At 67.7% G+C, this 25,333-nt stretch carries 24 protein-coding genes; 10 read left to right on the top strand and 14 right to left on the bottom strand.

The genetic code is table 11. The features are described 5' to 3' along the window. Positions 1 to 12 precede the first annotated feature (12 nt). Together lolD and U5817_RS14520 are read right to left on the bottom strand one after the other, a co-directional pair. Positions 13 to 699: a lipoprotein-releasing ABC transporter ATP-binding protein LolD gene (gene lolD / locus U5817_RS14515; RefSeq protein WP_407277802.1), complete on the bottom strand. Its 687-nt coding sequence runs from the start codon at positions 697 to 699 to the stop codon at positions 13 to 15. After that, positions 692 to 1,945 (bottom strand): lipoprotein-releasing ABC transporter permease subunit, encoded by a 1,254-nt coding sequence (locus U5817_RS14520; RefSeq protein ID WP_407277803.1) that lies wholly within the window; start codon positions 1,943 to 1,945, stop codon positions 692 to 694. Before U5817_RS14520 ends, lolD begins: the two co-directional genes overlap by 8 nt. Positions 1,946 to 2,174: 229 nt before the next feature. Here U5817_RS14520 and U5817_RS14525 point away from each other — a divergent pair, with 229 nt between their 5' ends. The 8 genes from U5817_RS14525 (at position 2,175) to U5817_RS14560 (ending at position 11,432) form a co-directional block, all read left to right on the top strand. Further along, the gene (locus tag U5817_RS14525; protein ID WP_407277804.1) at positions 2,175 to 3,854 is read left to right on the top strand and encodes an L-lactate permease; all 1,680 of its coding nucleotides are present in this window, start codon (positions 2,175 to 2,177) and stop codon (positions 3,852 to 3,854) included. An 87-nt stretch (positions 3,855 to 3,941) separates the two neighbouring features. Next, the gene (locus U5817_RS14530) at positions 3,942 to 4,409 is read left to right on the top strand and encodes a universal stress protein (RefSeq protein ID WP_169131153.1); all 468 of its coding nucleotides are present in this window, start codon (positions 3,942 to 3,944) and stop codon (positions 4,407 to 4,409) included. A gap of 218 nt (positions 4,410 to 4,627) precedes the next feature. Further along, positions 4,628 to 4,891 carry a high-potential iron-sulfur protein gene (locus U5817_RS14535; RefSeq protein WP_169131150.1) on the top strand — a complete coding sequence of 88 codons (264 nt, stop codon included), beginning with the start codon at positions 4,628 to 4,630 and terminating at the stop codon, positions 4,889 to 4,891. A 94-nt stretch (positions 4,892 to 4,985) separates the two neighbouring features. Further along, positions 4,986 to 6,077 carry a hypothetical protein gene (locus U5817_RS14540; protein ID WP_407277805.1) on the top strand — a complete coding sequence of 364 codons (1,092 nt, stop codon included), beginning with the start codon at positions 4,986 to 4,988 and terminating at the stop codon, positions 6,075 to 6,077. Next, the gene (recJ, locus tag U5817_RS14545) at positions 6,074 to 7,765 is read left to right on the top strand and encodes a single-stranded-DNA-specific exonuclease RecJ (RefSeq protein ID WP_407277806.1); all 1,692 of its coding nucleotides are present in this window, start codon (positions 6,074 to 6,076) and stop codon (positions 7,763 to 7,765) included. The genes U5817_RS14540 and recJ overlap by 4 nt, the downstream gene beginning before the upstream one ends. A 393-nt stretch (positions 7,766 to 8,158) precedes the next feature. Then, positions 8,159 to 9,583: an MFS transporter gene (locus U5817_RS14550; RefSeq protein ID WP_169131144.1), complete on the top strand. Its 1,425-nt coding sequence runs from the start codon at positions 8,159 to 8,161 to the stop codon at positions 9,581 to 9,583. A 122-nt stretch (positions 9,584 to 9,705) separates the two neighbouring features. Next, on the top strand, positions 9,706 to 10,863 hold the full coding sequence (locus U5817_RS14555; RefSeq protein WP_407277807.1) for a M20 aminoacylase family protein: 1,158 nt from the start codon (positions 9,706 to 9,708) through the stop codon (positions 10,861 to 10,863). A gap of 113 nt (positions 10,864 to 10,976) precedes the next feature. Then, a complete protein-coding gene (locus U5817_RS14560; RefSeq protein ID WP_407277808.1) occupies positions 10,977 to 11,432 on the top strand; it encodes a MarR family winged helix-turn-helix transcriptional regulator in 456 nt (151 codons plus the stop codon). A gap of 33 nt (positions 11,433 to 11,465) precedes the next feature. Here U5817_RS14560 and U5817_RS14565 read toward each other — a convergent pair whose 3' ends face one another. From U5817_RS14565 to U5817_RS14600, 8 genes are all read right to left on the bottom strand, one after another. Then, positions 11,466 to 12,119, bottom strand: a complete 654-nt coding sequence (locus U5817_RS14565; RefSeq protein WP_407277809.1) for an ABC-type transport auxiliary lipoprotein family protein — start codon at positions 12,117 to 12,119, stop codon at positions 11,466 to 11,468. Then, on the bottom strand, positions 12,116 to 13,057 hold the full coding sequence (locus U5817_RS14570; protein ID WP_169125354.1) for an MlaD family protein: 942 nt from the start codon (positions 13,055 to 13,057) through the stop codon (positions 12,116 to 12,118). The genes U5817_RS14565 and U5817_RS14570 overlap by 4 nt, the downstream gene beginning before the upstream one ends. Beyond that, positions 13,058 to 13,867, bottom strand: a complete 810-nt coding sequence (locus tag U5817_RS14575; RefSeq protein WP_339380074.1) for an ATP-binding cassette domain-containing protein — start codon at positions 13,865 to 13,867, stop codon at positions 13,058 to 13,060. After that, positions 13,864 to 14,985: an ABC transporter permease gene (locus U5817_RS14580; RefSeq protein ID WP_407277810.1), complete on the bottom strand. Its 1,122-nt coding sequence runs from the start codon at positions 14,983 to 14,985 to the stop codon at positions 13,864 to 13,866. Before U5817_RS14580 ends, U5817_RS14575 begins: the two co-directional genes overlap by 4 nt. A gap of 219 nt (positions 14,986 to 15,204) precedes the next feature. Beyond that, on the bottom strand, positions 15,205 to 16,104 hold the full coding sequence (locus U5817_RS14585; RefSeq protein WP_407277811.1) for a DNA-3-methyladenine glycosylase family protein: 900 nt from the start codon (positions 16,102 to 16,104) through the stop codon (positions 15,205 to 15,207). Beyond that, positions 16,101 to 17,174 (bottom strand): bifunctional DNA-binding transcriptional regulator/O6-methylguanine-DNA methyltransferase Ada, encoded by a 1,074-nt coding sequence (gene ada, locus U5817_RS14590; protein WP_407277812.1) that lies wholly within the window; start codon positions 17,172 to 17,174, stop codon positions 16,101 to 16,103. The genes U5817_RS14585 and ada overlap by 4 nt, the downstream gene beginning before the upstream one ends. A 96-nt stretch (positions 17,175 to 17,270) precedes the next feature. Next, entirely contained in the window at positions 17,271 to 17,480 is a 210-nt protein-coding gene (locus tag U5817_RS14595; RefSeq protein ID WP_407277813.1) for a DUF3820 family protein, read from the bottom strand. Then, positions 17,477 to 18,964, bottom strand: a complete 1,488-nt coding sequence (locus tag U5817_RS14600; RefSeq protein ID WP_407277814.1) for an aminoacyl-histidine dipeptidase — start codon at positions 18,962 to 18,964, stop codon at positions 17,477 to 17,479. The genes U5817_RS14595 and U5817_RS14600 overlap by 4 nt, the downstream gene beginning before the upstream one ends. A gap of 201 nt (positions 18,965 to 19,165) precedes the next feature. Between U5817_RS14600 and U5817_RS14605 the strand changes: the two genes are divergently transcribed. Beyond that, positions 19,166 to 19,840 carry a DUF6781 family protein gene (locus tag U5817_RS14605; RefSeq protein ID WP_169125360.1) on the top strand — a complete coding sequence of 225 codons (675 nt, stop codon included), beginning with the start codon at positions 19,166 to 19,168 and terminating at the stop codon, positions 19,838 to 19,840. After that, entirely contained in the window at positions 19,840 to 21,528 is a 1,689-nt protein-coding gene (locus U5817_RS14610) for an ABC1 kinase family protein (protein WP_407277815.1), read from the top strand. Before U5817_RS14605 ends, U5817_RS14610 begins: the two co-directional genes overlap by 1 nt. A gap of 109 nt (positions 21,529 to 21,637) precedes the next feature. Here U5817_RS14610 and U5817_RS14615 read toward each other — a convergent pair whose 3' ends face one another. The 4 genes from U5817_RS14615 to U5817_RS14630 are packed head-to-tail and all read right to left on the bottom strand — an operon-like array spanning position 21,638 to position 25,329. Beyond that, the gene (locus tag U5817_RS14615) at positions 21,638 to 22,339 is read right to left on the bottom strand and encodes an ABC transporter ATP-binding protein (RefSeq protein WP_407281076.1); all 702 of its coding nucleotides are present in this window, start codon (positions 22,337 to 22,339) and stop codon (positions 21,638 to 21,640) included. A gap of 7 nt (positions 22,340 to 22,346) precedes the next feature. Further along, on the bottom strand, positions 22,347 to 23,540 hold the full coding sequence (locus U5817_RS14620) for an ABC transporter permease (protein WP_169125363.1): 1,194 nt from the start codon (positions 23,538 to 23,540) through the stop codon (positions 22,347 to 22,349). Then, complete coding sequence (locus tag U5817_RS14625; RefSeq protein ID WP_407277816.1) at positions 23,537 to 24,721, bottom strand: efflux RND transporter periplasmic adaptor subunit; 1,185 nt, start codon at positions 24,719 to 24,721, stop codon at positions 23,537 to 23,539. Before U5817_RS14625 ends, U5817_RS14620 begins: the two co-directional genes overlap by 4 nt. Beyond that, positions 24,718 to 25,329 carry a TetR/AcrR family transcriptional regulator gene (locus U5817_RS14630; protein WP_169125365.1) on the bottom strand — a complete coding sequence of 204 codons (612 nt, stop codon included), beginning with the start codon at positions 25,327 to 25,329 and terminating at the stop codon, positions 24,718 to 24,720. Before U5817_RS14630 ends, U5817_RS14625 begins: the two co-directional genes overlap by 4 nt. Positions 25,330 to 25,333: the final 4 nt, after the last annotated feature.

Here is a 25,333-nt window from a genome sequence, read left to right on the forward strand (position 1 = left end):
CGCCGCACGCGATCAGAGCAGGCGTCCGTCCTCGAGGCGCAGGGTGCGCTGCGTGCGGCGTGCAAGCCCCTCGTCGTGCGTGACGATGACGAAGCTGGTCGCGTGCCGCTCGTTGAGGCTCAGCATCAGGTCGAAGATCACCTCGGCAGTCTTGCGATCCAGGTTTCCGGTGGGCTCGTCCGCCAGCACGCAGGCCGGTTGCGTCACCAGAGCCCGCGCGATCGCGGCGCGCTGGCGCTCGCCCCCCGAGAGTTCGCCCGGTGCGTGGTCTAGGCGGTGGCCGAGCCCGACTTCCTTGAGCATGGCTTCGGCGCGCGCTTCCGCTTCGGCACGGTCCAGGCGCCGGATGTAGAGCGGCATCGCGACGTTCTCGAGCGCCGAGAACTCGGGCAGCAGATGATGGAACTGGTACACGAAGCCCAGCCTCTCGTTGCGTGCCGCCCCCCGCTCGGCGTCCGACATGCGGGAGAACTCGCGCCCCATCAGCTCGACGGAGCCCGCACCCGGCACGTCCAGCCCGCCCAGCAGATGCAGCAGCGTGCTCTTGCCCGAACCGGAGGCCCCGACGATGGACAGCCGCTCGCCGCGCTTCACCTCCAGCGTCACGTCGTGTAGCACCCGCACGGCGTCGGCGCCCTCGCGGAAGCTCTTGGTCAGGCCACGGCAGGCCAGCACGGTTTCGTTCATCGGCTCACTCATAGCGCAGCGCCTCCGCCGGATTGACGCGGCTCGCGCGCCAGCTCGGATACAGGGTCGCAACCAGGGTCAGGACGAAGGACACGGACACGATAGTGACGACGTCCGACGTCAGCACCTTCGACGGCAGCTCGCTGATGTAATAGATTTCCTTGTTCCACAGCGTCGCGCCGGTCAGGGTCTCGAGCGCGGGGATGATCACGTCGAGGTTGTTGGCCAGCAGCAGGCCGCCGATCACGCCGCCCGCGAGGCCCACGAGTCCGATGATCGCGCCCTGCAGCACGAAGATCCCCATGATCGAGCCCGGGCTCGCGCCCAGCGTGCGCAGGATGGCGATGTCCGCGTACTTTTCCTGCACCGCCATCACCAGCGTCGAGACGATGTTGAAGGCCGCGACCGCGACGATCAGGAAGAGGATGATCGTCATCATCGTCTTCTCCAGCGCCACGGCACGGAAGAAGTTGGCGTGGCTGCGCGTCCAGTCGCTCACGGCGAGGTCCGCCTCCATCGATCCGACCAGTTCCCGCGCCACGCGCGGCGCGGCGAAGAGATCGTCGAGCTTGAGACGCACGCCGCTCACGCGCTCGTCCAGCCGGTACAACACCTGAGCGTCCTGCATATGCACCAGCGCCAGTCCGGAATCGTATTCGTACATGCCCGCTTCGAAGATGCCCACCACTTCGAACTGCTTGACGCGCGGCAGCACTGCGGCGGGCGTCACGAGTCCCTGCGGTGCGATCAGGGTCACCTTGTCGCCGACCTGCACGCGCAGCGCGAACGCCAGGTCGCGCCCGAGGATGATGCCGAAGCGCCCGGGCTGCAGCGCGCCGAAGCTGCCCGCGCGCATGTGGCGGGCGAAGTCGGCGACCTTGTCCTCGGCGTCCGGCAGCACCCCGCGCACGAGCGTGCCGTGCACCGCCTGCTCGAAGGACAGCATGGCCTGTTCCTGCACATACGGCGCCGCTGCCCGCACGTCCGGATGGCGGCTCGCGTCGTCCGCCACCTGCTGCCACGATTCCAGCTCGCCGCCGGGGCCCGATATCTGGATGTGCGACGCGACCCCCAGGATGCGCGTGCGCAACTCTTCCTGGAAACCGTTCATCACCGACAGCACGACGATCAGCGCCGCAACGCCCAGGCCAGTGCCCAGCATCGACACGAGCGAAATGAAGGAGATGAAGCGATTGCGGCCCTGCGCACGTTTTCGCGACCGCGTGTAACGCAGCCCAACCAGTAATTCGTATCGCATAGCTTGGGGCGGAAACCGTCTGCTTTTTCGGGAAACCCGGCATTGTGCCCTGTGCGCGGCGGAATTGGGAACTCGCGTGTCCGCCGCCCCACGAGCAGGCCGGAATTCCATTGGGGTTTCCCCCGACAGGGAATACCCCCGTAGCTTGTCAGACAACTTCTTCGTATCGTTTGCCGCGCACCGGGAACGACGTTCACGGTCCTTCAAACAATTAAGGGGGCACACCAACGTGGTCTGGCAACAGCTTTACGATCCATTCAACAACATCTGGCTCTCCAGCGCAGTCGCGTCGATTCCCGTCGTCGTGATGCTCGTCGGCCTCGGTTTCCTGCACATGAAAGCCCACGTCGCCGCCGCACTGGGCCTGGGCAGCGCACTCCTGATCGCGATCTTCGTGTTCGGGATGCCGGCCGCAATGGCAGGCAATGCCACGCTGTACGGCGCCATGTTCGGCTTGCTGCCAATCGGCTGGATCGTGCTCAACATCATCTTCCTGCATCAGCTCACGACCGAGAACGGATCGTTCAAGGTGCTGCAGCAAAGCCTCACCGGCATCACCGATGACCGCCGCCTGCAGTTGCTGCTGATCGCGTTCAGCTTCGGCGCGTTCTTCGAGGGCGCCGCGGGCTTCGGCACCCCCGTCGCCGTGACCGGCGCGATCCTGATCGGCCTCGGCTTTTCGCCGCTGGCCGCTTCGGGCCTCGCCCTCATCGCCAACACCGCACCGGTGGCCTATGGCGCACTCGGCACGCCGGTGATCGCGCTGGCCGCCGTCACGGGCCTCGACCTCCATCAGCTTTCCGCGATGATCGGCCGTCAGCTGCCGTTCTTCTCGGTGCTGGTGCCGTTCTGGTTGATCTGGGCATTCGCCGGTTTCCGCGGCATGATCCAGATCTGGCCCGCAATCCTCGTGACCGGCGTGTCGTTCGCGATCCCGCAATTCCTCGTGTCGAATTTCCACGGTCCCTGGCTGGTGGACGTGGTGGCGGCGATCGTATCGATGGTGACGCTGATCCTCTTCCTGAAGGTGTGGAAGCCGAAGAAGGTGTGGACCTCGACCGCGCTGCAGGGCCGCAAGGACGACTCGGCGAGCCAGGTGCCGCAGGAGCCCGCCACGCCCGCGTCGAACGTGCGCCCCGACCGCCGCGCCATCATCGCCGCATGGATGCCTTGGGTTGTTCTCACCGTCTTCGTGTTCATCTGGGGCATCCCGGACTTCAAGAAGTGGCTTGACACGCTCTCGGTGTTCAAGATCCCCTTCACCGGCCTGCACAACCTGATCGAGAAGGTTCCGCCGGTCGTGGCCGCCCCGCACAAGGAGGCGGCGGTGTACACCTTCAACTGGCTGTCGGCGACCGGTAGCGGCATCTTCATCGCCGCGATCGTCTCCGGCCTGCTGATGAAGTTCAGCCTGGGCCAGCTCTTCGGTGTCTACTGGCGCACGATCAAGCTGGTGAAGATGTCGCTGCTGACCATCGTGATCATGCTGGGCCTCGGCTACCTCACCCGCTACTCGGGCCTCGACGCGACGCTGGGCCTCGCCTTCGCCAACACCGGCGCGCTGTACCCGCTGTTCGGCACCCTGCTCGGCTGGCTGGGCGTGGCGCTGACCGGTTCGGACACCGCGGCAAACGTGCTGTTCGGCGGCCTGCAGAAGGTCACGGCGGAACAACTCGGGCTGAACCCGATCCTAATGGCGTCGGCGAACAGCTCCGGCGGCGTGATGGGCAAGATGATCGATGCCCAATCGATCGTCGTGGCGAGTACCGCCACCCGCTGGTTTGGCCACGAAGGCGACATCCTGCGCTACGTGTTCTTCCACTCGATCGCGCTGGCCATCCTCGTCGGCCTGCTGGTGACCCTGCAGGCGTACGTGCCGCCCTTCACCCTGCTGGTACCCACGCCGTAAAGGTCGGCGACAGCGGCCGGCGCCCCGTTAGCGGGCGGCGCCGGCCCTGCGCGAAAACCCATCATCCCGTATTCATCGGAGCATCACATGTACAAGAGGATTCTGGTCGCGGTCGATGACAGCGCGACCTCCAATGCCGCCCTGGACGAAGCAATCACGCTCGCCAAGGCTCTGGGAGCTGCCCTGCGCATCGTGCACGTCGCCGACGAAGCCCCGGTGCGCAGCACGGTCGGGCTGGAGGCCCTGCTCGATGTCGCGCAGGTCGAGGAAGCGATGCGCAAGGCCGGCAACGCCCTGCTCGAAGCCGCGGTAAAGAAGGCCGCCGACGCCGGCGTGCTGGCCGACTCGGCGCTGCTCGAAAGCGACGACAAGATCGAACTGGCGCACAAGCGCGTTGCCGAGTGGATCGTCGAGGGCGCCAATGCCTGGCAGGCTGACGTGATCGTCGCCGGAACGCACGGGCGCCGCGGCTTCGCGCGCCTGTTCGTCGGCAACGTCGCGGAGGACCTGGTTCGCCTCGCGACCACCTCGCTGGTCCTCGTTCGCGGGAAGTAAGCCGCGGCGGATGCCGCAAGCGCATCCCGATACCTGACGGGCGCCCCGGACCAGCACCGATGGTCCCGCGGCGCCCGCATCGTTTCCGGGGCAGATCACCCGGCTGATAGCGCTGCACCACGCGCATGCGGGCGACTCGACATTCAATTCAATTGGAATATATAAATTCCATATGGATAATACATATCGCCCGACCTGGGCGATAACAGGAGAGTCCGATGAATCAGTCCCGCCGCAACATGCTGAAGATGGGTGGCATGACCCTCGCAATGATTCCGATCGTCGCCCTGGCAGCGAAGAACGAAGGCATTCGCACTTCGATGAAATACAAGGACACGCCCGAAGGCGACAAGAAGTGCGAAAACTGCAACCTGTTCGTCCCGGGCGCCTCGCCGACCGCCCCGGGTGGCTGTAAGGTCTTCCCCAACGACACCGAGATCTCTCCGAACGGCTATTGCATGGCCTGGGCGAAGAAGGCTTAAGCCCCCCGGACTCCGCCTGCGCGCGGCGTGCCGCGCTCGGGCGGGACGGGCCGGTGTGCTAGACTCTGCGCCGCGGATTTTCACCCGGCGTCCCATGCAGATTCATCTTGTCGTCCCCGGCCTGATCTGGCCGGCGGTCTCCGCCCTCGGGCCCGCCTCGGGCCTCCAACTGACTTCGCTCGCATGGCTGCTCGGCCGGGGACGGCGCAGCTTCGCGCCCTTCGAGCCGCTCGATGCGCAGCTCGCGCGTCTGATGGGCTACCCTGCCGATGCCGGAGCGCTTCCCCTCGCCGCCCTGCGCCGGCTCGGCGAACCCGCGCTCCCCGCAGCTGCAGCCGACACGGACTGGCTGTGCGCCGACCCGGTCAACCTCTCGTTCGCACGCGAGCACCTGCTGCTCGGCGAATTTCCGGCCGACGAGCTGCGGCCGGAAGAGGTTGCGGCGCTCGTCGCGGAGTTGAACGACACCTTCGGCGACCTCGGAAGCTTCGAGGCTGCGACGCCGAACCGCTGGTACCTGCGCCTGAAGGCGCCGACCCGCACGCGCTTCTTTCCCCTGCACGACGTTGTCGGCCGCCCCATCCGCGACTTCCTTCCGGAAGGCGACGACGCGCGCCTGTGGCAGCGCACGATGAACGAGCTGCAGGTCGTGCTGCACAACCATCCGGTCAATCAGGCGCGCGAGGCGGCCGGTCGCAGGCCGGCGAACAGCCTGTGGTTCTGGGGCGCGGGCACGCTTCGCGCCGCCGCGCAACCGGGCGCGAGCATGGTCCAGACCGCCGACCCGCTCGTGCGCGGCTTCGCCCTCGCCGCCGGAACCACCGTTGGCGCGCCCGACTGCGCCAAGGCCCTGGAAGGCGACTCGCTGGTCGTGCTGGAAGATCTGCAGCTCCCTGCGCGGCATCTCGACATCGACAGCTGGCGCAAGCGGCTGACGATGCTGGAGCAGGACTGGTTCGCGCCGCTCGCGGCGGCCCTGCGCGGCAAGCGCCTGCGCGCACTGAAGCTCACCGCGCCGGGCGACCGCGGAACGCTCACGCTCGAGCTGCGCGCCACCGACGCATGGAAATTCTGGCGCAAGCCCCTCTCGCTCGACACCCTGCTGAAGTCGATCGCACCCGCAGCCGCGGCGCTGCCGGGTGGCACGGCCGACCTCGCCCCTCCTCACGCCCCAGGCACACGATGACCCGAATCCAGCCGCGGGCGATCCCGCCCCGCTCCATGCAGCGCCTGATCGACGCCGGCACCCACCCCTTGCTGGCCCGCATCTACGCCGCGCGCGGCATTTCGCGCCGCGAAGAGCTCGACTACTCGCTCAAGGCGCTCCTCCCGCCCGCGGCCCTGAAGGGGGCGCGCGAAGCGGCCGAGCTGCTGGCCGATGCAATCGAGGCCGGCGCACGCATGGTGATCGTCGCCGACTACGACTGCGACGGGGCAACCGCCTGCGCAGTGGGTGTGCGGGCCCTGCGGGCCTTCGGTGCGGACGTCGGCTACCTGGTGCCGAACCGCTTCGAGTACGGTTACGGGCTGACGCCCGCCATCGTCGAGCTGGCCGCACGCATGGAGCCCGACGTGCTGATCACCGTCGACAACGGCATCGCCAGCGTGGAGGGCGTCGCTGCGGCGCGCAGCTACGGCATGGCGACGGTGATCACCGATCACCACCTGCCGGGCGACACGCTGCCCGACGCCGACGTGATCGTGAACCCGAACCAGCCCGGCTGCGACTTCCCGAGCAAGTCGCTCGCCGGCGTCGGCGTGATGTTCTACACCATGCTCGCGCTGCGCGCCGAATTGCGCGAACGCGGCGCGTTTGCCGGGCGCCAGGAGCCGAACCTCGGCGAGTTGCTGGATCTCGTGGCCCTTGGCACGGTCGCGGACGTCGTCAAGCTCGACCACAACAACCGCATCCTCGTGTCGCAAGGCCTCGCGCGGATGCGCGCCGACCGCATGCAGCCCGGCATCCGCGCGCTGTTCTCTGTCGCCGGCCGCGACGCCACGCGTGCGAGCACCTTCGACATGGGCTTCGGGCTCGGTCCGCGCCTGAACGCCGCTGGCCGCCTGTCGGACATGAGCCTCGGCATCGAATGCCTGATCACCGACGACATGGGCCGGGCACTCAACATCGCGCAGGAACTCGATCGGCTCAACCGCGAACGGCGCAGCATCGAGCAGGACATGCAGGAAGGAGCGCTCGTGCGCCTGGCGGAGTTCGATCCGGGCAATTGCGCCACCGTCAGCCTGTTCGAGCCGGACTGGCACCAGGGCGTGATCGGGATCGTCGCCGGCCGGATCAAGGAGAGGTTGCACCGCCCGGTGATCGCCTTCGCCCGCGGCGACGAGGGGCAGTTGAAGGGCTCCGGCCGTTCGATCCAGAACCTGCATCTGCGCGACGCCCTCGATCTGGTGAGCAAGCAACACCCGGACCTGATCCTGCGCTTCGGCGGACACTCGATGGCCGCGGGCCTGACGATCCGCGAGACGGACTACGACCGCTTCCAGCGCGTGTTCGAGGAGACGGTGCAGTCCCTTGTGGCACCCTCCGACCTGACGCGCACGCTGGACACCGACGGGCCGCTCGAAACCGGTTACATGAGCCTGGAAGCCGCACGGCTGATCGAGCAGGACATCTGGGGCCAAGGCTTCCCGGCACCGCTGTTCGACGACGTGTTCCGCGTCGACAACCAGCGCCTGCTGAAGGACAAGCACCTCAAGCTTCAGCTGTCGAAGAACAACGTGCGCTTCGACGGCATCCGCTTCAACTTCGCCGAGGGCGCGCCGCAGCAGATCCGCGCGGCCTTCCGGCTGGCGCCGAACGAATACAACGGCGTCACCAGCCTGCAGCTCATGCTGGAGCATTTCGAAGCGGCCTGAGCCCACCTTGCAGGCGCCCGCTCCGGCGCCTGCACCACCCGCGCGTTTCATTCCCGCACGCGGTTCCCTCTTCCGCCGGCAAGCCCTCAAGCGCCGCCAGGTCCCACGCCTTTCGGGCACGAATGCCGAGCCTCTTCTCGCTGCGGTCAGGGACGGCTCGACGCCTATCCACGACCTGCGCCACCCGTTCGTGCCCCCACGCCGCCGCACGCTCTTTTGACAATTGTCAACACATACTCACTATTAGTTGCTTCGTGCAACTTGTTGGTTTAGTTTTGCAACTGTTGAAGCATGCAACTTAAGCCTCGACACCCGAGCGCCGACTGCACCAGCGCATCAAGCGCCGCACGCATCGGCAGCGAATCGAGTCAGCCAAAACTAAAGGTGAGCATCATGTCCAATGCACTAGCCACGACCCGGGCGTCAGTAGATGCCCTGGCATCCGGTTACCGGGGTACCAATCGCCTGATCCTGGGCATGTGTCTCGGCGTATCGACTTATTGGCTCTTTGCACTCGCTATCACGGCCCTGGTGCCGACGATCAGCAGCGCCTTCGGCATCACGGCCGACGAACTGGGCCTGCCGATCAGCATCACCGCCCTGATGTCGGGCGTCTTCATCGTCCCGGCCGGCAGTATCGCCGACAAGATCGGACGCGTTAAGGTCGCCCGCGCGGGCCTGGTGGTTGCGATGATCGGCGCCGCAGTGTGCGGCCTCGCCGAAAACACCACCATCCTGACGATCGGCCGCGCGCTACAGGGCATCGCCGCCGCGATGATCATGCCTTCCACGCTGGCGCTGGTAAATGCCTATTACACCGGCCCGGAACGCCTGCGCGCGCTGAGCTTCTGGTCGATCTCGTCGTGGGGCGGCGGTGGCCTGTGCAACATCTTCGGTGGCGCGGTCGCGTCCTACCTCGGCTGGCGCTGGTCCTTCTGGCTCGTGATCCCCGTCGCGCTGATCGCCCTGTACGCGATGGCCGAGACGCCGGAAAGCAAGAACGAGCACGGGCCGCGCGACCAGCGCTTCGACTTCATCGGCCTCGCCCTGCTGGTCGTGGGCCTGCTGACCCTGAATCTGAGCATCACCAAGGGCCGTTCGCTGGGCTGGACCGACATGCTGATCGTCAGCGGCTTCGTCATCGCCTTCGTCGTGCTGCTCGCCTTCACCATCTACGAAAAACGCCGCAAGTCGCCGTTGGTCGATCTCTCGCTGCTCAACCGCCGCTCCTACAACGGTGCCGTGATCTCGAACTTCATGCTGAACTCGACGCTGGGTAGCCTGATGATCCTGATGACCTACCTGCAGCAGGGCCGCGGCCTCACTCCCTTCGATGCCGGCATGCTGACCCTCGGCTACACCGCTGCGACGCTCGTGATGATCCGCGTCGGCGAGAAGATCGGCCGCAAGTTCGGCGCACGCAGCCCGATGCTTGTCGGCTGCACGCTCGCGGCAATCGGTATCGGCCTGCAGGCGCTGACCTTCATCGACGGCACCCTGTATCTCGTGCTGGTGGCGGTCGGCCTTGCGCTGATGGGTCTGGGCTTCGGCGTCTCGGCCACCCCTTCGACCAACATCGCGGTCGGCGAAGCACCCCCGGAAAAGGCCGGTTCGGCATCCGGCATCTACAAGATGGCGAGCTCGCTCGGTGGCAGCTTCGGACTGGCGATCGCCACAGTGGTGTACGGCACGATGATCTCGACCAACCCCGACGGGCTCGCAAGCGCCGCATTCGGCGGGATCATGACCGGCGTCGTCGCCTGCGTGATTGCGATCGTCTCGGTGCTGATCTGCGTGCCGGCCGCAAAGAAAAACTGAGCACCACACCGGTTTCGTGCAGGCGGGGACTTCTCCCCCAACCCCTCCCCGGTCCCCGCCTGACACGACCTCACGACCCGGAAGCTGGAAAGCCACCCCCTGCCACCTACAGAGGTGAAGTCATGAACACGCTGCTGCAAGAACTCTCGAACGACCGGGAACAGATCACCGGCTGGCGCCACCACATGCACCGTTATCCGGAACTGGCCTTCGAGGAGCGCCACACTGCCGAATACATCGCGAGCCTGCTCCGCTCGTGGGGTTACGACGTCGCTACGGGCATCGGCAAGACGGGCATCGTCGCCTCCCTGCGCGCCGGTGACGGCACGAAGGCGATCGGCCTGCGCGCCGACATCGACGCGCTGCCTGTTGCCGAGAAGGCAGCCGGGGATCACCGCAGCATGGTCGAGGGGCGCTCGCACACTTGCGGTCACGACGGCCACAGCGCGATGCTGCTCGGTGCGGCACAGCACCTGGCACGTACCCGCAAGTTCAACGGCACGGTGCGCCTGATCTTCCAGCCAGCCGAGGAAGTGATGGGCGGCGCGCTGGCGATGATCGCGGACGGCTTGTTCGAGCTCTTCCCGATGGACGCCGTGTTCGGCATGCACAACATGCCCGGGCTCGAGCTGGGCAAGATCCATTTCACGACCGGCCCGGTGATGGCGGCGGTCGATAACTGGGAGATCGAACTCACCGGCAAGGGCAGCCACGGTTCGATGCCCGAACGCAGCATCGATCCGGTCGTCGCCGGCGCGTCGCTCGTAATGGCGCTGCAGACGATCACGTCCCGCAACGTCGCGCCGCTCGATTCCGCGGTCGTATCGGTCGGCGCATTCCTCGCCGGCGACGCCGGCAACGTCATCCCGCAGTCCGCCCTGCTGCGCCTGAGCATCCGCTCGAGCCGCCCCGAGACGCGCGAACTGGTGCTCGGAAAGGTGCGCTCGATCACCGCTGCGCAGGCCGAGTGCTACGGCGTCACCTGGGAACTCCGCGAAGGCACGCCCGGCGCCGTGCTGGTGAATGACGCCGAGCACACGGCGTTCGCCGCCAACGTGGCAAAGGAGCTGCTCGGGGCCGACAAGGTCGTGACCGACGGGCCGCGCTTCATGGGCAGCGAGGACTTCGCCTTCTTCGCGCAGCGCAAGCCGGGCACCTACTGCTTCATCGGCAACGGCGACACGCCGATGGTCCACCACCCCCACTATGACTTCGACGACCGCAACCTCCCGGTCGGGGCCGCATATTGGGTCGCCCTTGCGGAATCGTTCCTGCGCTGAGGCCAGCTATTCACGGCTCGCGCTGTTCCGGCCGGGGCAACTCCGTCATAATGGAGTTGCCCTTTTTTAACGCCAACGGAGCATTCCGGGCGACATCGTGCCGGCAACGCATCATGATGAACGACACCAACGCGCCCTATCTCACCTACAAGCTGGACCTGATCAAGACCATCTCGATCAAGGCGGGCAACACGTACTACAAGAAGGCCTTCGGGCTCGGCGTCCGCGAGCTGCGCGTGCTGCGGCTCGTTCACGATCACCCGGGCATCACGGCGAAAGACCTCGGCAACATGCTGGTCCTCGACAAGACGCTGCTGTCGAAGAACATCGCGTTCCTCGAGGATCGCGGCCTCATCACGCGCAGCCCCAACGTGAACGACAACCGCCAGCAGCATCTCGCGCTGACGGAGATCGGCATGCAGGTGTGGCGCGAAGGCGAAGAGATCGGCCGCGGGCTCGAGCGCGAGATGTTCGCGGATCTGAGCAGCGAGGACTGGGAGCACCTGCACATCCTGCTCGACAGGGTGCTGGTTTCGCTGGACAAGTGGCAGGAATCGCATCGCAAGTAGCGTCCGGCCCTGCCACCCCACGCGCGGGGGGCATTACTGCCGTGGTGGGGTCCGCCGGATTTCGTCCACCGCCCACCTTGCGAGGTCGGTCGCCAGGCGCGTGGACGCCACCCCCAAGGCATTCACTACGGCCGGGACATCGCTAGCCGTTGCGCGCTCGCCTGAGGTGAAGGTCCGGCTTGCGAGAATGCGCCGGCTTTCGCGCTCCACCAGGCGCGCATCCAGCCTCACGACCGCCTCCGGAACGCCGCCGCGGTATTCGCTCTGGAAGGCGCGCAGGTCGCTGACGATCTCGTAGTCCGCCTGCAGCCGGGCCTCGTCGCTGCTCAGCGCGGCGATCCGGCCATCCGCGCGCAGGGCATCGATCAGGCGGTCGCGCAGCAGCACCGGCGCGGGCTCGCTCCAGCTCGCCCCCTGATACACGCTGACCTGGTTGTTCTGCGGCATGACCACGATGCGCTGTCCGGCAAGATGCACGCCACTGGCGGGTTTGGCCACGCGCAACGAAACGGGGAGCGGTGTGGCGGGCGCGGCGGCAGGCTCGGGGGCGGCGGGAAGGAGGTAGGTGTCGACGGGCTCGGCCGTCGGCAGCACGGAACACGCGCCGAGGAGAAGTGTTGCGGCCAGCCCTGCCGCACAGCGCAGCCCGACCCCGCCGCGTCGGGCGCTCTGGCAATCGGTGGTCATGGCTTGAACTCCTTCATCGTTTCATTGCCCAGCAGGTAGTCCGTGGGGCGGTTTTCGAGCTGCCGGGCGATCGTCCGCACCGACACGAGGGTGTCCTGCAGTTCTGTGAGGGCGGGCCCCAGTTCCGCCGCGCCCCGTACCCCGGTGGCGAGCTGCGCGCGGTTTTCGGCGAGCAGCGCGTCGACGTTCTGCATCGCGCGCTCGAAGGCGGCCATCGCATTCTGCGCGCTCTGCAAGGTCTGCACGCCGCGTTCGTCGACGAGCCGGTTGGTTGCCTTGGCGAGCTTCGACGCTTCGGCCAGCGTCGCGTTCGCCTGCTCGCTCGCCCCGGCCAGCTCCTTCAGTGCGCGGCCGAGGTCCTCACGCTGGGCGGCGATCGCCCCGGTAGCCTGCTCCAGGCTTTGCAGCATGCGGCCGACGCTCTCCACGTTCTGTGCGGAAAAGAGCTCACGCGCCTGCAGCAGCACCTGGTTGGCGTTGAGCATGGCGTCCTCGCCGTCGGCAAGCAGCTTGCTGAGCGGCGACGGCGTGGCGACGATCTCCGGCACCTGGCCGGCCTCGCCCTCCAGCGGCTTGCTCGCCGGATCGTCGCCGCTGCTCAGGCGGATGATCGAGATGCCGGTGATCCCCGCAGGAACCAGGCGCGCACGGGTGTCGCTGCGCACCGGGGCCTCCGCATCGACACGCACGCGCGCGAACACGCGGCGCGGATCCTTCGGATCGAGCCGCAGGCTGGACACGTCGCCGATCTTGATGCCGTTGAACTCGACCGTGCTGCCCTTGGAGAGGCCGGTGACCGCTTCCTGGAATACCACGTCGTAAGTGCGGAACTGCTTGTCGCTGTCGGCCTTGCCGAGCCACAGCGCGAACATCAGCGCCGCACCGACCACCAGCAGGGTGAAGAAGCCGATCAATATGTGATGGGCGCGTGTTTCCATTCAGGTCTGCCCTCCATGGGAAGGTTTGTGCGGCACGCCATGCGCCGGAGAAACGGCCTGCGCCGCGGCGCGTCCGCGCGGACCGTGGAAGTATTCCCGTATCCACTCATCATCGAAGTCCGCGACGACATCGAGACGTTCATTCACGAGCACACGCTTCTGCGCGAGCACGGCGACGCGGTCCGTGATGGTGTAGATGGTGTCGAGATCGTGCGTGACCATGAAGACCGTGAGGCCGAGCGCGTCGCGCAGGGTCAGGATGAGGGCGTCGAACGCGGCCGCACCGATCGGGTCCAGCCCTGCGGTCGGCTCATCGAGAAACAGGATGTCGGGGTCGAGCGCAAGTGCGCGCGCAAGGGCCGCGCGCTTGATCATCCCGCCGGAGAGGTCTGCCGGATACTTCTCGCCCGCGTTGGCGGGCAGACCCGCGAGCGCGATCTTCAGCGCGGCGAGCCGGCCGGCGTCCGCGGCATTGAGCCCGGCATGCTCGATCAGCGGCAGGGCGACATTCTCCGCGACGGTCAACGACGAGAACAGTGCCCCCTTCTGGAACAGCACGCCGAAGCGCCGCTCGACGGCGGCACGCCGCAGCACGGGCAGGCCGAGCAGATCCTCGCCGAACACGCTGACGCTGCCGGCGGCAGGGCGGTTGAGCCCGACGATAGTGCGCAGCAGGACGGACTTGCCGGTACCCGAGCCGCCCACCACGCTCAGGATCTCGCCGCGCCGCACGTCGAGGTCCAGGCCATCGTGCACCACCTGGCGACCGAACTGGTTGCGCACGCCGCGCACTTCGATGATGTTGGTCACCAGCCCATCTCCATGCAGAAGAGCGCCGCCACCGCATCGACGACGATCACGATGAAGATGGACTGCACGACGGCCGAGGTCGTGTGCTCGCCGACGGACTGCGCGCTACCCTCCACCCTGAAGCCTTCCAGGCAGCCGATGACCGCGATCAGGAAGGCGAAGATCGGCGCCTTGGCGATGCCGACGATGAAGTGACGCAGCCCGACGTGGCTTTCCAGCACGGACAGGAACATCGTCGGCGAGATCTCGAGCGTCATCGCGCACACCAGCATGCCGCCGACGATGCCCGAGATCATCGCGATGAAGCTCAGCATCGGCAGGGCCAGCAACAGCGCGGCGACGCGCGGCACGACGAGCAGCTCGACAGGGCTCAATCCTCCGACGCGGATCGCGTCGATCTCCTCGTTCGCGCGCATCGAGCCGATCTGCGCGGTGAAGGCGCTCGCCGTGCGGCCGGCGACGATGATCGCGGTGAGCATCGGCCCGAACTCGCGCAGGAAGGAGAACGCGACGAGGTCGACGGTGAAGATGCTCGCGCCAAAACCGGCCAGCACCGTGGCGCCGAGGAAGGCGACCACCGCGCCGACAAGGAAGGTCAGCAGCGCGACGATGGGCACGGCGTCGAGGCCCGTGCGTTCGAGGTTCGCCGCGAGCGAGGTGATGCGCCAGCGCCGCGGGCGCAGCATCACCTGGAACGAGGTCTCCAGCGTGATGCCGATGAATCCGGCAATGTCGATAACGTGGCGCCAGAACGCAAGCATGCCGATGCCCGCGCGCTCCATGATGTCGCCGAAGGCGTAGCCCGCGGCGCGGGGCACGGGCGCGGCGGCGTCGATCACGCCGACCACGGCCTGGAGCAGGGCACGGCGTTCGGGCGGCAGCGGGCTTCCACCATCGGCCAGCGCCGCGAGCCGATCCTTGCCCAGCAGGTCGTGCAATAGGCTGACACCGGCAGTGTCGAGTGCGCCGACGGCGCCGAGATCGACGTCGGCATCATCGGCGACCCGGGGGCGCAGGCGTGCGATGTCGGCCGCGAGGGCGGCGTAGTTCGCAATCGTCCAGTCGCCCCGCAGGCGCACCTGCGGGCCTTCGATGTGGATGAATGCCGGTTCCGTCATCGGCCGCGGGCTCCCTCCCTGTCGCGCTCGCGCATCGCGAGGTCCATCGTGTTGAGATACGAGATCATGTCAGCGTAATCGAACCAGCCGGCAGACGGCGATTCATGCATGGTAAACCGCGGGGCGCCGCCACGGCGAGAAGGGGCATGGATGAGAGGCGCACGGACTCTGCGTTCGCTGCTGTCCATTGCTACAAATAGATCCACCGGCACACGCCCGTCAATACGCGACAGCCTTCCCCGCCCACAGGTGTGCCGCCACCAGCGCTCGCCACGGCGCATAGCGGGCGAGCCACTCCTTCGCCTCGGCTTCGCCCACCCTGCCCTCCGTTCCCAGCAGCGCCTGGATCCCCCGACGCACCGCGACATCCCCGTGCAAGGACCCATCGAGCCAGCCAAAACCGCGCAACAGCACGTAATCGACGGTCCACGGACCAACACCGCGCACCGCGAGCAGGCCGGAACGAATCTCCTCGACGGATGCCGATTGCGCCCACGCGTCGAGGGGCAGCTCCCCTCCCGCAACCCCACGCGCGAGCGCCAGCAGCGTGCGCGCCTTCGCGGTCGAAAAGCCGGCGGCGCGCAGGTCGTCCTCCGCAAAATGCGCAAGCCGTGCCGCGTCCGGGTAGCAAAAAACCCCCGACGTGTGGCGGATCCCGGCGGCGGCGATCAGCCGTCGCCGCAGCGACACGGCGGCCGCGACGCTGATCTGCTGGCCGGTCACCGCCCAGCTCAGCGCCTCGAAAGGCGTTGTCGTGACCGGCACGCGCAGTCCCTTCTGCTCCGAGATCAGCGAGCCGATGGCCGGATCGTCGCGGAAGCGGACCTCGAATGCCTCGACCGCCTGTTCCAGCCCCAGCATGCGCCGCACCATCGTCGTGAAGCGGGGCTCGAGGTCGCACGCCGGCTCCGCGTCGAGCACGATGTCCGCGCTCGCCATCCTGTCGGCAAAACGCACATTCAGGCAGGCGGGGATCCCGTCCCACAGCAGGCCCTTGCACAGCGTATCCCCGGTGACACGTTCGGCCAGCTCCTGCGTGTCGCGCCGATGGAACGCGAGGATGTCCCCGGGACGGAAGCCGGCAGGGAGCGCGAGCGCGACGGCGGCCTGTCGCGTCATTGCCCCGCTTCACGCGCGAGCAGGAGGCGCTTGCGCTCGACGCCCCACCGATAACCGGACAAGCCGCCGTCGCTGCGCACCACACGATGGCAGGGAATCGCCACTGCGAGCGGATTGGCCGCGCATGCGCCGGCGACCGCACGTACCGCCGCGGGCGCGCCGATGCGCCGCGCGATCTCGGTGTAGCTCGCGGTCTCACCCGCCGGGATCTCCTGCAGCGCCTGCCACACGCGCATCTGGAAAGCGGTACCGCGCACGTCCAGCGGCAGGTCCAGTCCCAGCTTCGGCGCCTCGACGAAACCGATCACCGTTGCCACGGTGCGTTCGTAATCCGCATTGCCGCCAAGCAACTCGGCGCGCGGGAAGCGGTCCTGCAGGTCGCGTACGAGCGCGTCGGGATCGTCGCCGATGAGGATCGCGCAGACGCCGCGCACGGTGCTCGCGACGAGGATTGCCCCCAACGAGCACTGCCCGACCGCGAAACGGATCCGCTGCCGCGCGCCGCCGGCGCGGTAGCTGCTCGCCGTCATGCCCAGCGTCCGCCCGGAGTCTTCATAGAAGCGCCCGCTCGAACCGTAGCCCGCCGCGTAGAGCGCATCGGTCACCGATGCCCCGCCGTCGAGCTTCGCCCGCATCCTTTCCGCCTGGCAGGCCTTCGCATAGGCGCGGGGTGTTGTCCCGGTGACCGCCTTGAAGACGCGGTGCAGATGGAAGGCGCTCATGTTCGCGAGTCCTGCTAGCTCCTCCAGCGTCGGCGGCGTCTCCGCCTGCTCGATCTGCCGGCACAAGGCGGCAACGGTCTCGGCATGCTGCTGCGCGAGCGAAGGCCCGTCCGGCACGCAACGCAGGCACGCGCGATATCCCGCGCGGAGCGCGTCCTCGCCCGTCGCGAAGAACTCCACGTTCTCCGGCCGCGGCGTGCGTGCCGCGCACGACGGCCGGCAGTAAACGCCGGTAGTCCGCACCGCGTAGCAGAACGCCCCGTCGGCCGTCACATCGCGCGCCTGCACCGCCGCCCAGCGCGGATCGGCCGCCGTCGCGGCGGCACGCGCCTCGATTTGCCTGGACATTTTCATCGCCTCGTCAGAATCCGGTGAACCACACTGTAGGCATGCGTGCCCCCGGGCGCACTCCGGTCCTTGCTTTCGAATTCGACAACGCCACAATCACTTTCGCAGCGGCGCCAGCAATCCGGACAGGCCGTTGTGATCCAGCTCGTGCATCAACGCAAGCAATTGTCCCAGCTTGCCTGGCGGGAAGCCTTCGCGCGCGAACCAGTTCAGGTAATGCCCCGGCAGATCGGCGATCAGCCGCCCCTTGTACTTGCCAAAAGGCATCGCCGTGCTTACCAGCGCTTCCAGGTGCTCCGGATTCACGCTTCCTCCGCACGCCGTCCCGCAATCGCCGCGAGAATCGCGCCCAGCAGGTGCCACACACGCCCCACCGAAGCAATCTCGACACGCTCGCCCGGCGCATGTGCGCCGCGAATGGTGGGGCCGAAGGAGACGATCTGCATGTCGGGGTACTTCGCCGCGATGAGCCCGCATTCGAGCCCGGCATGGATCACCTGCACGTGCGACTCCACCCCGTGCTCGCGCCGATACACGTCGCGGCACAGCGCGAGCAGCGGCGAGTCGGCCTGCGGCGCCCAGCCCGGGTAGTGCCCCGATGCCTCGGCCGCCGTTCCCGACAGCGCGAAGAGACTAACGATCTCGTCGCCGAGCGCGACCGCCGAACCGTCCAGCAGGGAGCGCACCATGAAACTGCACGAACCCCCATCCGGCCCCAGCGCGACGATGCCGAGATTGTTCGACGTCTCGACGACGCCCGCCACGCTCGGACTGCGGCGACGCACCCCATGCGGCGCCGCATGCAATGACGCAAGCCACACCGCCTGCTCCGCCGCCGACATCACCGGTTCGACTGCCGTGACAGGCACCGCCCGCAAACTCACACCCTCGTCCACGCCCCGCAATTCCTCGCGCAGCCGCGCCTGCCACTCCGCGAGGACACGCCTCAACTCATCGCCGCAGCCGTGCCGCAGCGCCACCCGCGCGTGCGCATCGCGCGGCAGCGCATTGCGCGCCGAACCGCCTTCGAGCGCACCGAGGCGCAGGTCGAATCGGCGCTCCAGATCGCGCAGCACGCGCACCAGCAGCTTGATCGCGTTGCCCCGCTCCTCATGGATGTCCACGCCCGAATGCCCGCCGCGCAGGCCGTGCAGCTCTACCCGCCACTGCTCCATCCCGACCGGCGGCTGCTCTGCCCGCCCCGCACGGCGAACATTCACGTCCAGCCCCCCCGCACAGCCGATGTAGAACTCGCCCCATTCCTCCGTGTCCAGGTTCAACATCAGCCGCCCGTGCAACACATCGGCGTCGAGCCCTTGCGCACCGCCCATTCCGGCTTCCTCATCCACCGTCAGCAAGGCCTCGAGCGGCCCATGCACGAGCGAATCATCCTCCAGCACCGCGAGGATCAGCGCCACGCCGATGCCGTTGTCGGCACCGAGCGTCGTCTCCGCGGCGGTGAACCAGTCGCCGTCCCGAAGCACGCGGATGGGATCGCGCGAGAATTCGTGCTCCGAATCGGCCGTCTTCTGGCACACCATGTCCAGATGCGCCTGCAGCACGACGCCCGGCGCCCCTTCGCAGCCAGGGCTCGCGGGCTTGCGGATCAGCAGGTTGCCCGCCGGATCGACCGACGCCTCCAGTCCGTGCGACACAGCGCGATCGCGCAGCACGTCACGCAGCGCACCCTCCGCCTTGGACGCGCGCGGGATACGACACAGCGTGGAGAAATGTGCCCACACGGGCGCAGGCTCGAGGCCCGAGAAGACGGGCGAGGCGGAATCGGACATGGCAGGGAGCACCAGGACGGTCATAGCGGTCAAGTGCGCAATGGTAAGCCACGAAGACCCCGGGGCACGATCGGCAACAGGCCCTTGCTGACTGGATAACGTCAAAAATTCCATCGCCATCCACGTTTCCGGAGGCCATACTTTAAATATGTGGCAATAGCATCGGCGCCCCGCCGGACGCCGTACGAACGGGGGAAAGTCATGAACCAGGACTTCGAAAACATCGAACGCGACGTAGGTGCCGCGATCGACGGCGACCCGGCCAAGGTGGCCGAACGTGTGCGGACGATCACGCTTGGGGCACTGTCGCACGGCAAGCTGGACACGGACGCGCTCAAACAGGTCACCGATGCCGTGCTCAGGGGCGCGCAACAAGGCATCGAGCGCCCCGACCGCGAACGCACCGACGCCATCCGCGAAGCGGTGCGCGGGCTGGACGAGGCCCTCGCGGCCGCCGCCCAGGCGACACTGCTCGCCGTGAAGGAAGCCGTCGGACGCGGCAGCGAGTATTCGCGCCAGGAAATCCGCGGCACACTCGACCAGCTGGGGGCAATGGAGTCGAACTTTTTGCGCACCCTGGCCGACGCGGGACGCGGCGCAACCGGGCTCGCGCGCTCCACACTGCACGAACTCGCCGAGCACGCGCGCAACAGCGGTACCGCGGTCGGCGGCCGAGTCGCGAACGCGGGAGCCGACCTCACGCGCGCCGTCGCGGAACTCACGCGCGAGCAGCTGCAAAGCGGCGTCCAGACGCTGCGCAACGAGGCGGGCCTGCTCGCCGCACTCGCCTCGGGGATGCTCAGGGGCATCGCCGACCGGCTGCACCCGGCCGGTTCCGACAACGACAAGGGCGGACCGGGCGATCCGCAAGGCTGATGCTGTGGAAAGCGCTCGGCGCCGCGCGTGAGCTGACACGCGCCCACGACATCGCCGCCGTCCTCATACGCTACGGCTTCGGCGATCTCGTACGCCGCATAGGCCTTGCCGACACGCTGGAGCGCGCCGGCAAGGCGCTGCACTGGACCGAGCCCGAGGAACTGGCGCGCCTCGAACCCCCAGCACGCGTGCGCCGGGCCTTTGAAGAACTCGGCCCGACCTTCATCAAGCTCGGCCAGATTCTCGCCACCCGCGTCGACCTGTTTTCCCCGGACTGGATTACCGAATTCGGCCGTCTGCAGGATGCCGCCCCGGCCGTTCCCTTCGACCAGGTGCGAGCGCAGCTCACCGAGGATCTAGGTGAATCGCCCGAAAGCGCCTTCGCCGAACTCGACACCGAGCCGCTCGCTGCCGCCTCCCTCGCGCAGGTCTACCGCGCCCGACTGCATGACGGCCGTCCGGTGATCCTCAAGGTGCGCCGGCCCGGCATTCGCCCGACCATCGAGGCCGACCTGCGGCTGCTCGCCCGCCTCGCCGAGATCATCGAGGCCGAAGCGCCCGACCTGCGCCGCTACCGTCCCTGCCAGGTCGTGCGCGAGTTCACGCTGTCGCTGCGCCGCGAGATCGACTTCGCCGCCGAGTGCCGCTACGCCGAACGCGTCGCGGCGAGCTTCATCGGCCACCCGGAGATCGTCATCCCGCGAGTGCACTGGCAGTGGTGCGGCGAGCGCCTGAATGTTCAGGACTACGTCGACGGCATCCCCGGCCGCGACCTGGCCGCGGTCGATGCCGCCGGGCTGGAACGCAAGCTCCTCGCCCGACGCGGCGCATCCGCGGTGCTGAAGATGATGCTGGAGGACGGTTTCTTCCACGCCGACCCCCACCCCGGCAACGTGTTCTACCTGCACGGCAACCGCATCGCCTTCATCGATTTCGGCATGGTCGGCAGGCTTTCGGAGACGCGCCGCTACGAGCTCGCGATGCTGCTCAACGGCCTCGTCTCGAACGACGCTGCCACCGTCGCCGACGTCCTGCTCGAATGGCGAGACTCCGAAGCGCCGGAAACCGAGCCGGAACGCCTGCGCCACGAGATTGACACCTTCGTTGACCAGTACAAGGGCGTTCCCCTGAAGCAACTCGACCTCGGCGCGATGCTGTCCGACCTCGTGATGATCCTGCGCGAGCATGGAATCGCCCTGCCCTCGGACCTGTCCCTGTTGATCAAGGCCTTCATCACGCTGGAAGGCATGGGGCGCCAGCTTGATCCCGACTTCGACATGGGCGCCGAAGCCGCCCCCTTCCTGCGGCGCGTGCTGCTCGCCCACCACGCCCCCGCCGCGATCGCCAAACGCGGCTGGCGCACACTGGCCGAGGCCATGGATCTCGTCACGGGCCTGCCACGCGACCTCAGCCAGCTCCTGCGTTCGGCGCGGCGCGGCAAACTCCAGGTGCAGGTCGACATCGTTTCGCTCAAACGCCTCGGGGATCAAGTCGACCGTGCGGCCACGCGCATGACGATCGGGATCGTCACCGCGGCGCTGATCATCGGCTCGGCGATCGTCATGACCGTGGTGGGCGATCCCGGTTTCGCCGCGCTGGATACGCTGGGGCTGCTGGGCTTCGCCGGGGCCGTGGCGGGCGGAGTGGCGCTGCTCCTGTCGATCTGGCACGGCGGACGTGGGGAATGACCCGCCATGATCAACGCGGCAACCGAATGGATCACCCCCTTCGCCCCGAGCCTGTCCTGTACGAAGTCAAAGGGTTGAGCCCGAACGGAGGCATTTGATTGCCGCCTTGTCAAACCCCACGCCCCTCGCCCGCCTCTTCGTAGGTTCGTCCGTCGCGGATGCGATACAGGCGGCGGAAGGTCGGGATGATCTTCTCGTCGTGCGTCACGACGATGATCGCGGTGCGATACTGCTCCGCCATCCGGTTGAGGATGCGCACCACGTTCAGCGCACGCTCGCTGTCGAGCGGCGCGGTGGGTTCGTCGGCGAGCACGACCGGCGGCCGGTTCACCAGCGCCCGCGCGATCGCCACGCGTTGCTGCTCGCCGCCCGAGAGTTCCGACGGCGCCGCCTTCGCGCGATGCCCGACGTCGAGCGCCTCGAGCAGCTCGACGGCCTGCCGACGTGCCTCGCGGTTCGACTTGCCGGCCAGCATCGGCAACAGCGCGACGTTGTCGGTCACGTCCAGGAAGGGAATCAGATACGGTGCCTGGAACACGAAACCGATGTTGTCGCGCCGCAGGCTGCGCAGGTCGCGAATCTTCCAGCCGCCGTCGAACGCCGTCCGCCCGCCCAACGCCATGTATCCCGCCGTCGGCTCGATCACCGCCCCGAGGCACTTCAGCAGCGTGCTCTTGCCCGAACCGCTCGGCCCGATCAGACCGACCACCTCGCCGGGCGCGATCCTCATGTCGACGCCCTTCAGCGCATCGACCGCGGCATCCCCCTCGCCGTAACGCTTGCTCAAGCCCCTGACCTCGATCGCCGGCATGTCCACGTCAGCCCCCGATCGCCGTCGCGGGATCGACTTTCAGCGCGACCCGGATCGCCAGCAGGCTTGCGACCGCGCACACCACCATGGTCGCCAGCAGCCCGCGCACCGCGTCCCCCGGCAGCAACAGCACGTACTTCGGGAAATACGGCGCCCACAGCGTCGCCACCGTCTTGCCCATCACGAATCCGATCAGCCCGAGCCCGAGCGACTGCTGCAGGATCATCGCCGCGATCGTGCGGTTGCGTGTGCCGATCAGCTTCAGCACCGCCAGCTCGCGCACCTTGCCCAGCGTCATCGTGTAGATGATGAAGGACACGATCGCCGCACTCACGATCGCGAGGATCACCAGGAAGGTCGCGATCTGCCGGGCCGAGGTCTCGATCAGCTTCGCGACGAGGATCTCCTCCATCTGCGCGCGCGTGTACGCCTCCAAATGCTTCCAACGGCGGATGTCATCGGCCACCCGCTCCGGATCATGGCCGTCGGCGACCCTGACCAGCACCGCATTCACGCTGCGGCTGGCCGCCTGCGTCGCCAGGATCGCATCGAGCAGTCCCGGCACGCCCGGACGGTTCAGCGCCGGATTCGCCGCAGTGCGCGCGCGCTCGTTCACGATCGCATCGTTGTCCTTGAGGAACTGTGCCTCCTGGGCATCCTTGAGCGACAGGAACACCATCGGATCCCCGCTCGACGACACCATGCGCCGCGTGAGCCCCACGACCTCATACTCGTGCCGCCGGATCCGCACCCGCTCGCCGAGTCGGAAACCCGTGCGCACATCCGCAACCACCTCGTAATGGCTGCGCACGATGCGACGGCCGGCCACAAGGAAGGGCGGCTCGCCAGGGTGCCCCGGTTCGAAGCCCACCGCCATCACGCGCACGTCGCGCTCACCCTGCCGGATCTGCATCGTCAGATAGGTCACGTTCGACGCCTCGGCCACTCCCGGCATTCCCACGATCGCGCGGTACACATCGTCGCGCAGGTTCGACGGCTCCGCATAGGGCCCCAAGGTCTCCTGCTGCACCACCCAGATATCCGCGCCGCTGCCGCGCATGAGCACCTGTGCGTCATCGACCATGCCGCGATAGATCCCCGCCATCGACAGCGTCACGCCAATCAGCAGGCCCAGCCCGACGCCGGTGAAGACGTACTTCGCCCAGTGGTGAAGAATGTCGCGTCCCGCAAGGCTGATCATCGCTGCACCGGAACCAGCGATTCGGTCGGACTCACCCGGTCACCCGCCTCCAGTTCGCGCTCGCTATGGACGACGACGCGGTCGCCCGCCTGCAGTCCGTCGAGCACCGCGACCCGCCCGTCGAGCGCGGTTTCCCCCGTGCGCACCGGCACGAACGCCGCTGCCCCATCCGCAACGGTCCATACGCCGCGCCGTCCGCCGCGATCATGCACTGCCACCCCGGGCACCGCGAGCACCTCCGCGCCGCGGGTCGTCGCGATCGTCACCTCGGCCAGCTCCCCGAAGGCGAAATCCTGCGGCGCCTCATCGAACACGACCTGCACGATGCGCTCCTCCGTCACCGCGTCGCCATTGAGTTCGACACGAGAAACCCGGCCCGGCAAGCTCACCCCGGGCCGCGAACGCAGCACGATCGCAGCCGCCTGCCCGGCACGCACGCCGCCGGCGCGCCCCTGGTCGATCCGCGTCCGCACGCGCACGCTCGCGGGATCGACCATGCGCAGCACCGTCTGCCCGGCCACCAGCGTCGTTCCCGGCTCCGCATCGCGCGCCGTCACCACCCCCGCCACCGGCGCCACAAGGCGCACATTCGCCCGTTGCCGCTCCACCGCCACCCGCTCGGCCTCCAGCCGCGCCACATCCATTCGCGCCGCGTCGAGCTGCGCCCGCGCAGCCTGCAACTGGGCGCCAGCGGAATCCGCCTCCTGCCGCTTCGCCTCCACCGCCGCATCGCTGAAGAAGGCCTGCTCGCCGAGCGACGCATAGCGTCGCGCGTTCCGCCCCGCGAGCGCCTGCCGCACTTCGGCATCGCGCACCTGCGCCTGCGCCGCATCCAGGGCATGAACGGCGCGTGCCGACGCCGCCCTCGACGCCGAAAGACGCGCGTCCAGTTCAACCGGGTCCATCTCCGCGAGCAACTGTCCCGCCCGCACCTCGCTCCCCACGTCCGCGTGCACCGCGAGCACGCGCCCCGGAACCGTCGGCCCGATCGCGTAACTCCTCTCCGCCTCGACCGTGCCGACGCCGAACACTGCGTTCTCGAACGCCCCGCGCTCGACCGTCGCCATCGTCACCCGCACTGGCGCGAACGGTCCGCTCCGAACCATCAACAGGATGAAACCTGCCAGCAGGCCGAGCCCGAGGATGGACAGCCCCACCATTCGCACCATCGGCCGCCTCATGCCCGCCTCCCCGCGATCCCCGACAGATAGACCTCGAACACCCCATCCGCCGACTCTTCCACCCCGCGCATCCCTCCGGCGAGCATCGATTGCATCACCAGTCCCTGGATCGCACCGACGAACAGCGTCGCGGCGTGCTCCACATTGAGCTCACGCCCGACGACTTCCCCCTCCCTCGCGCATTTCAGGACCTGCAACAAGGTGCCCCGGTAACTGCCTAGCAGCGCCCGGATGCGCCGCTTCACCGCGCTGTCGCCCGGCTGCTGCAGTTCGTGGAAGATCAGGCGCGGCGCGCCGGGGTGAGCAACGGCAAAACCGATATGCGCGCGAAACATCGCACGGAGCTGCTCTATCGGCTCGCTGCTAGAAAGCGATGCCTCCTCGACCGCTCCCAGCAGGTTCTCTTCGATCCAGTCAGCCACCGCCAGCCAGATCGCTTCCTTGGTCGGGAAATGGCGGAAAACCGCCCCTTGCGTCAGCTGCATGGCGGCCGCAATGCGTACGGTGGTGACGTCCGCAGGGCTGCTTTCGGCCGCCAGCTCGAGCACGGCCTTAACGATCTCGGCTCGCCTGAGTTCCGTCGAGCGCCGGATGCGCGGTGAGTCCATCGCG

It is taken from the genome of Aromatoleum evansii (assembly GCF_045689615.1).
Classification (GTDB): Bacteria; Pseudomonadota; Gammaproteobacteria; order Burkholderiales; family Rhodocyclaceae; genus Aromatoleum; species Aromatoleum evansii.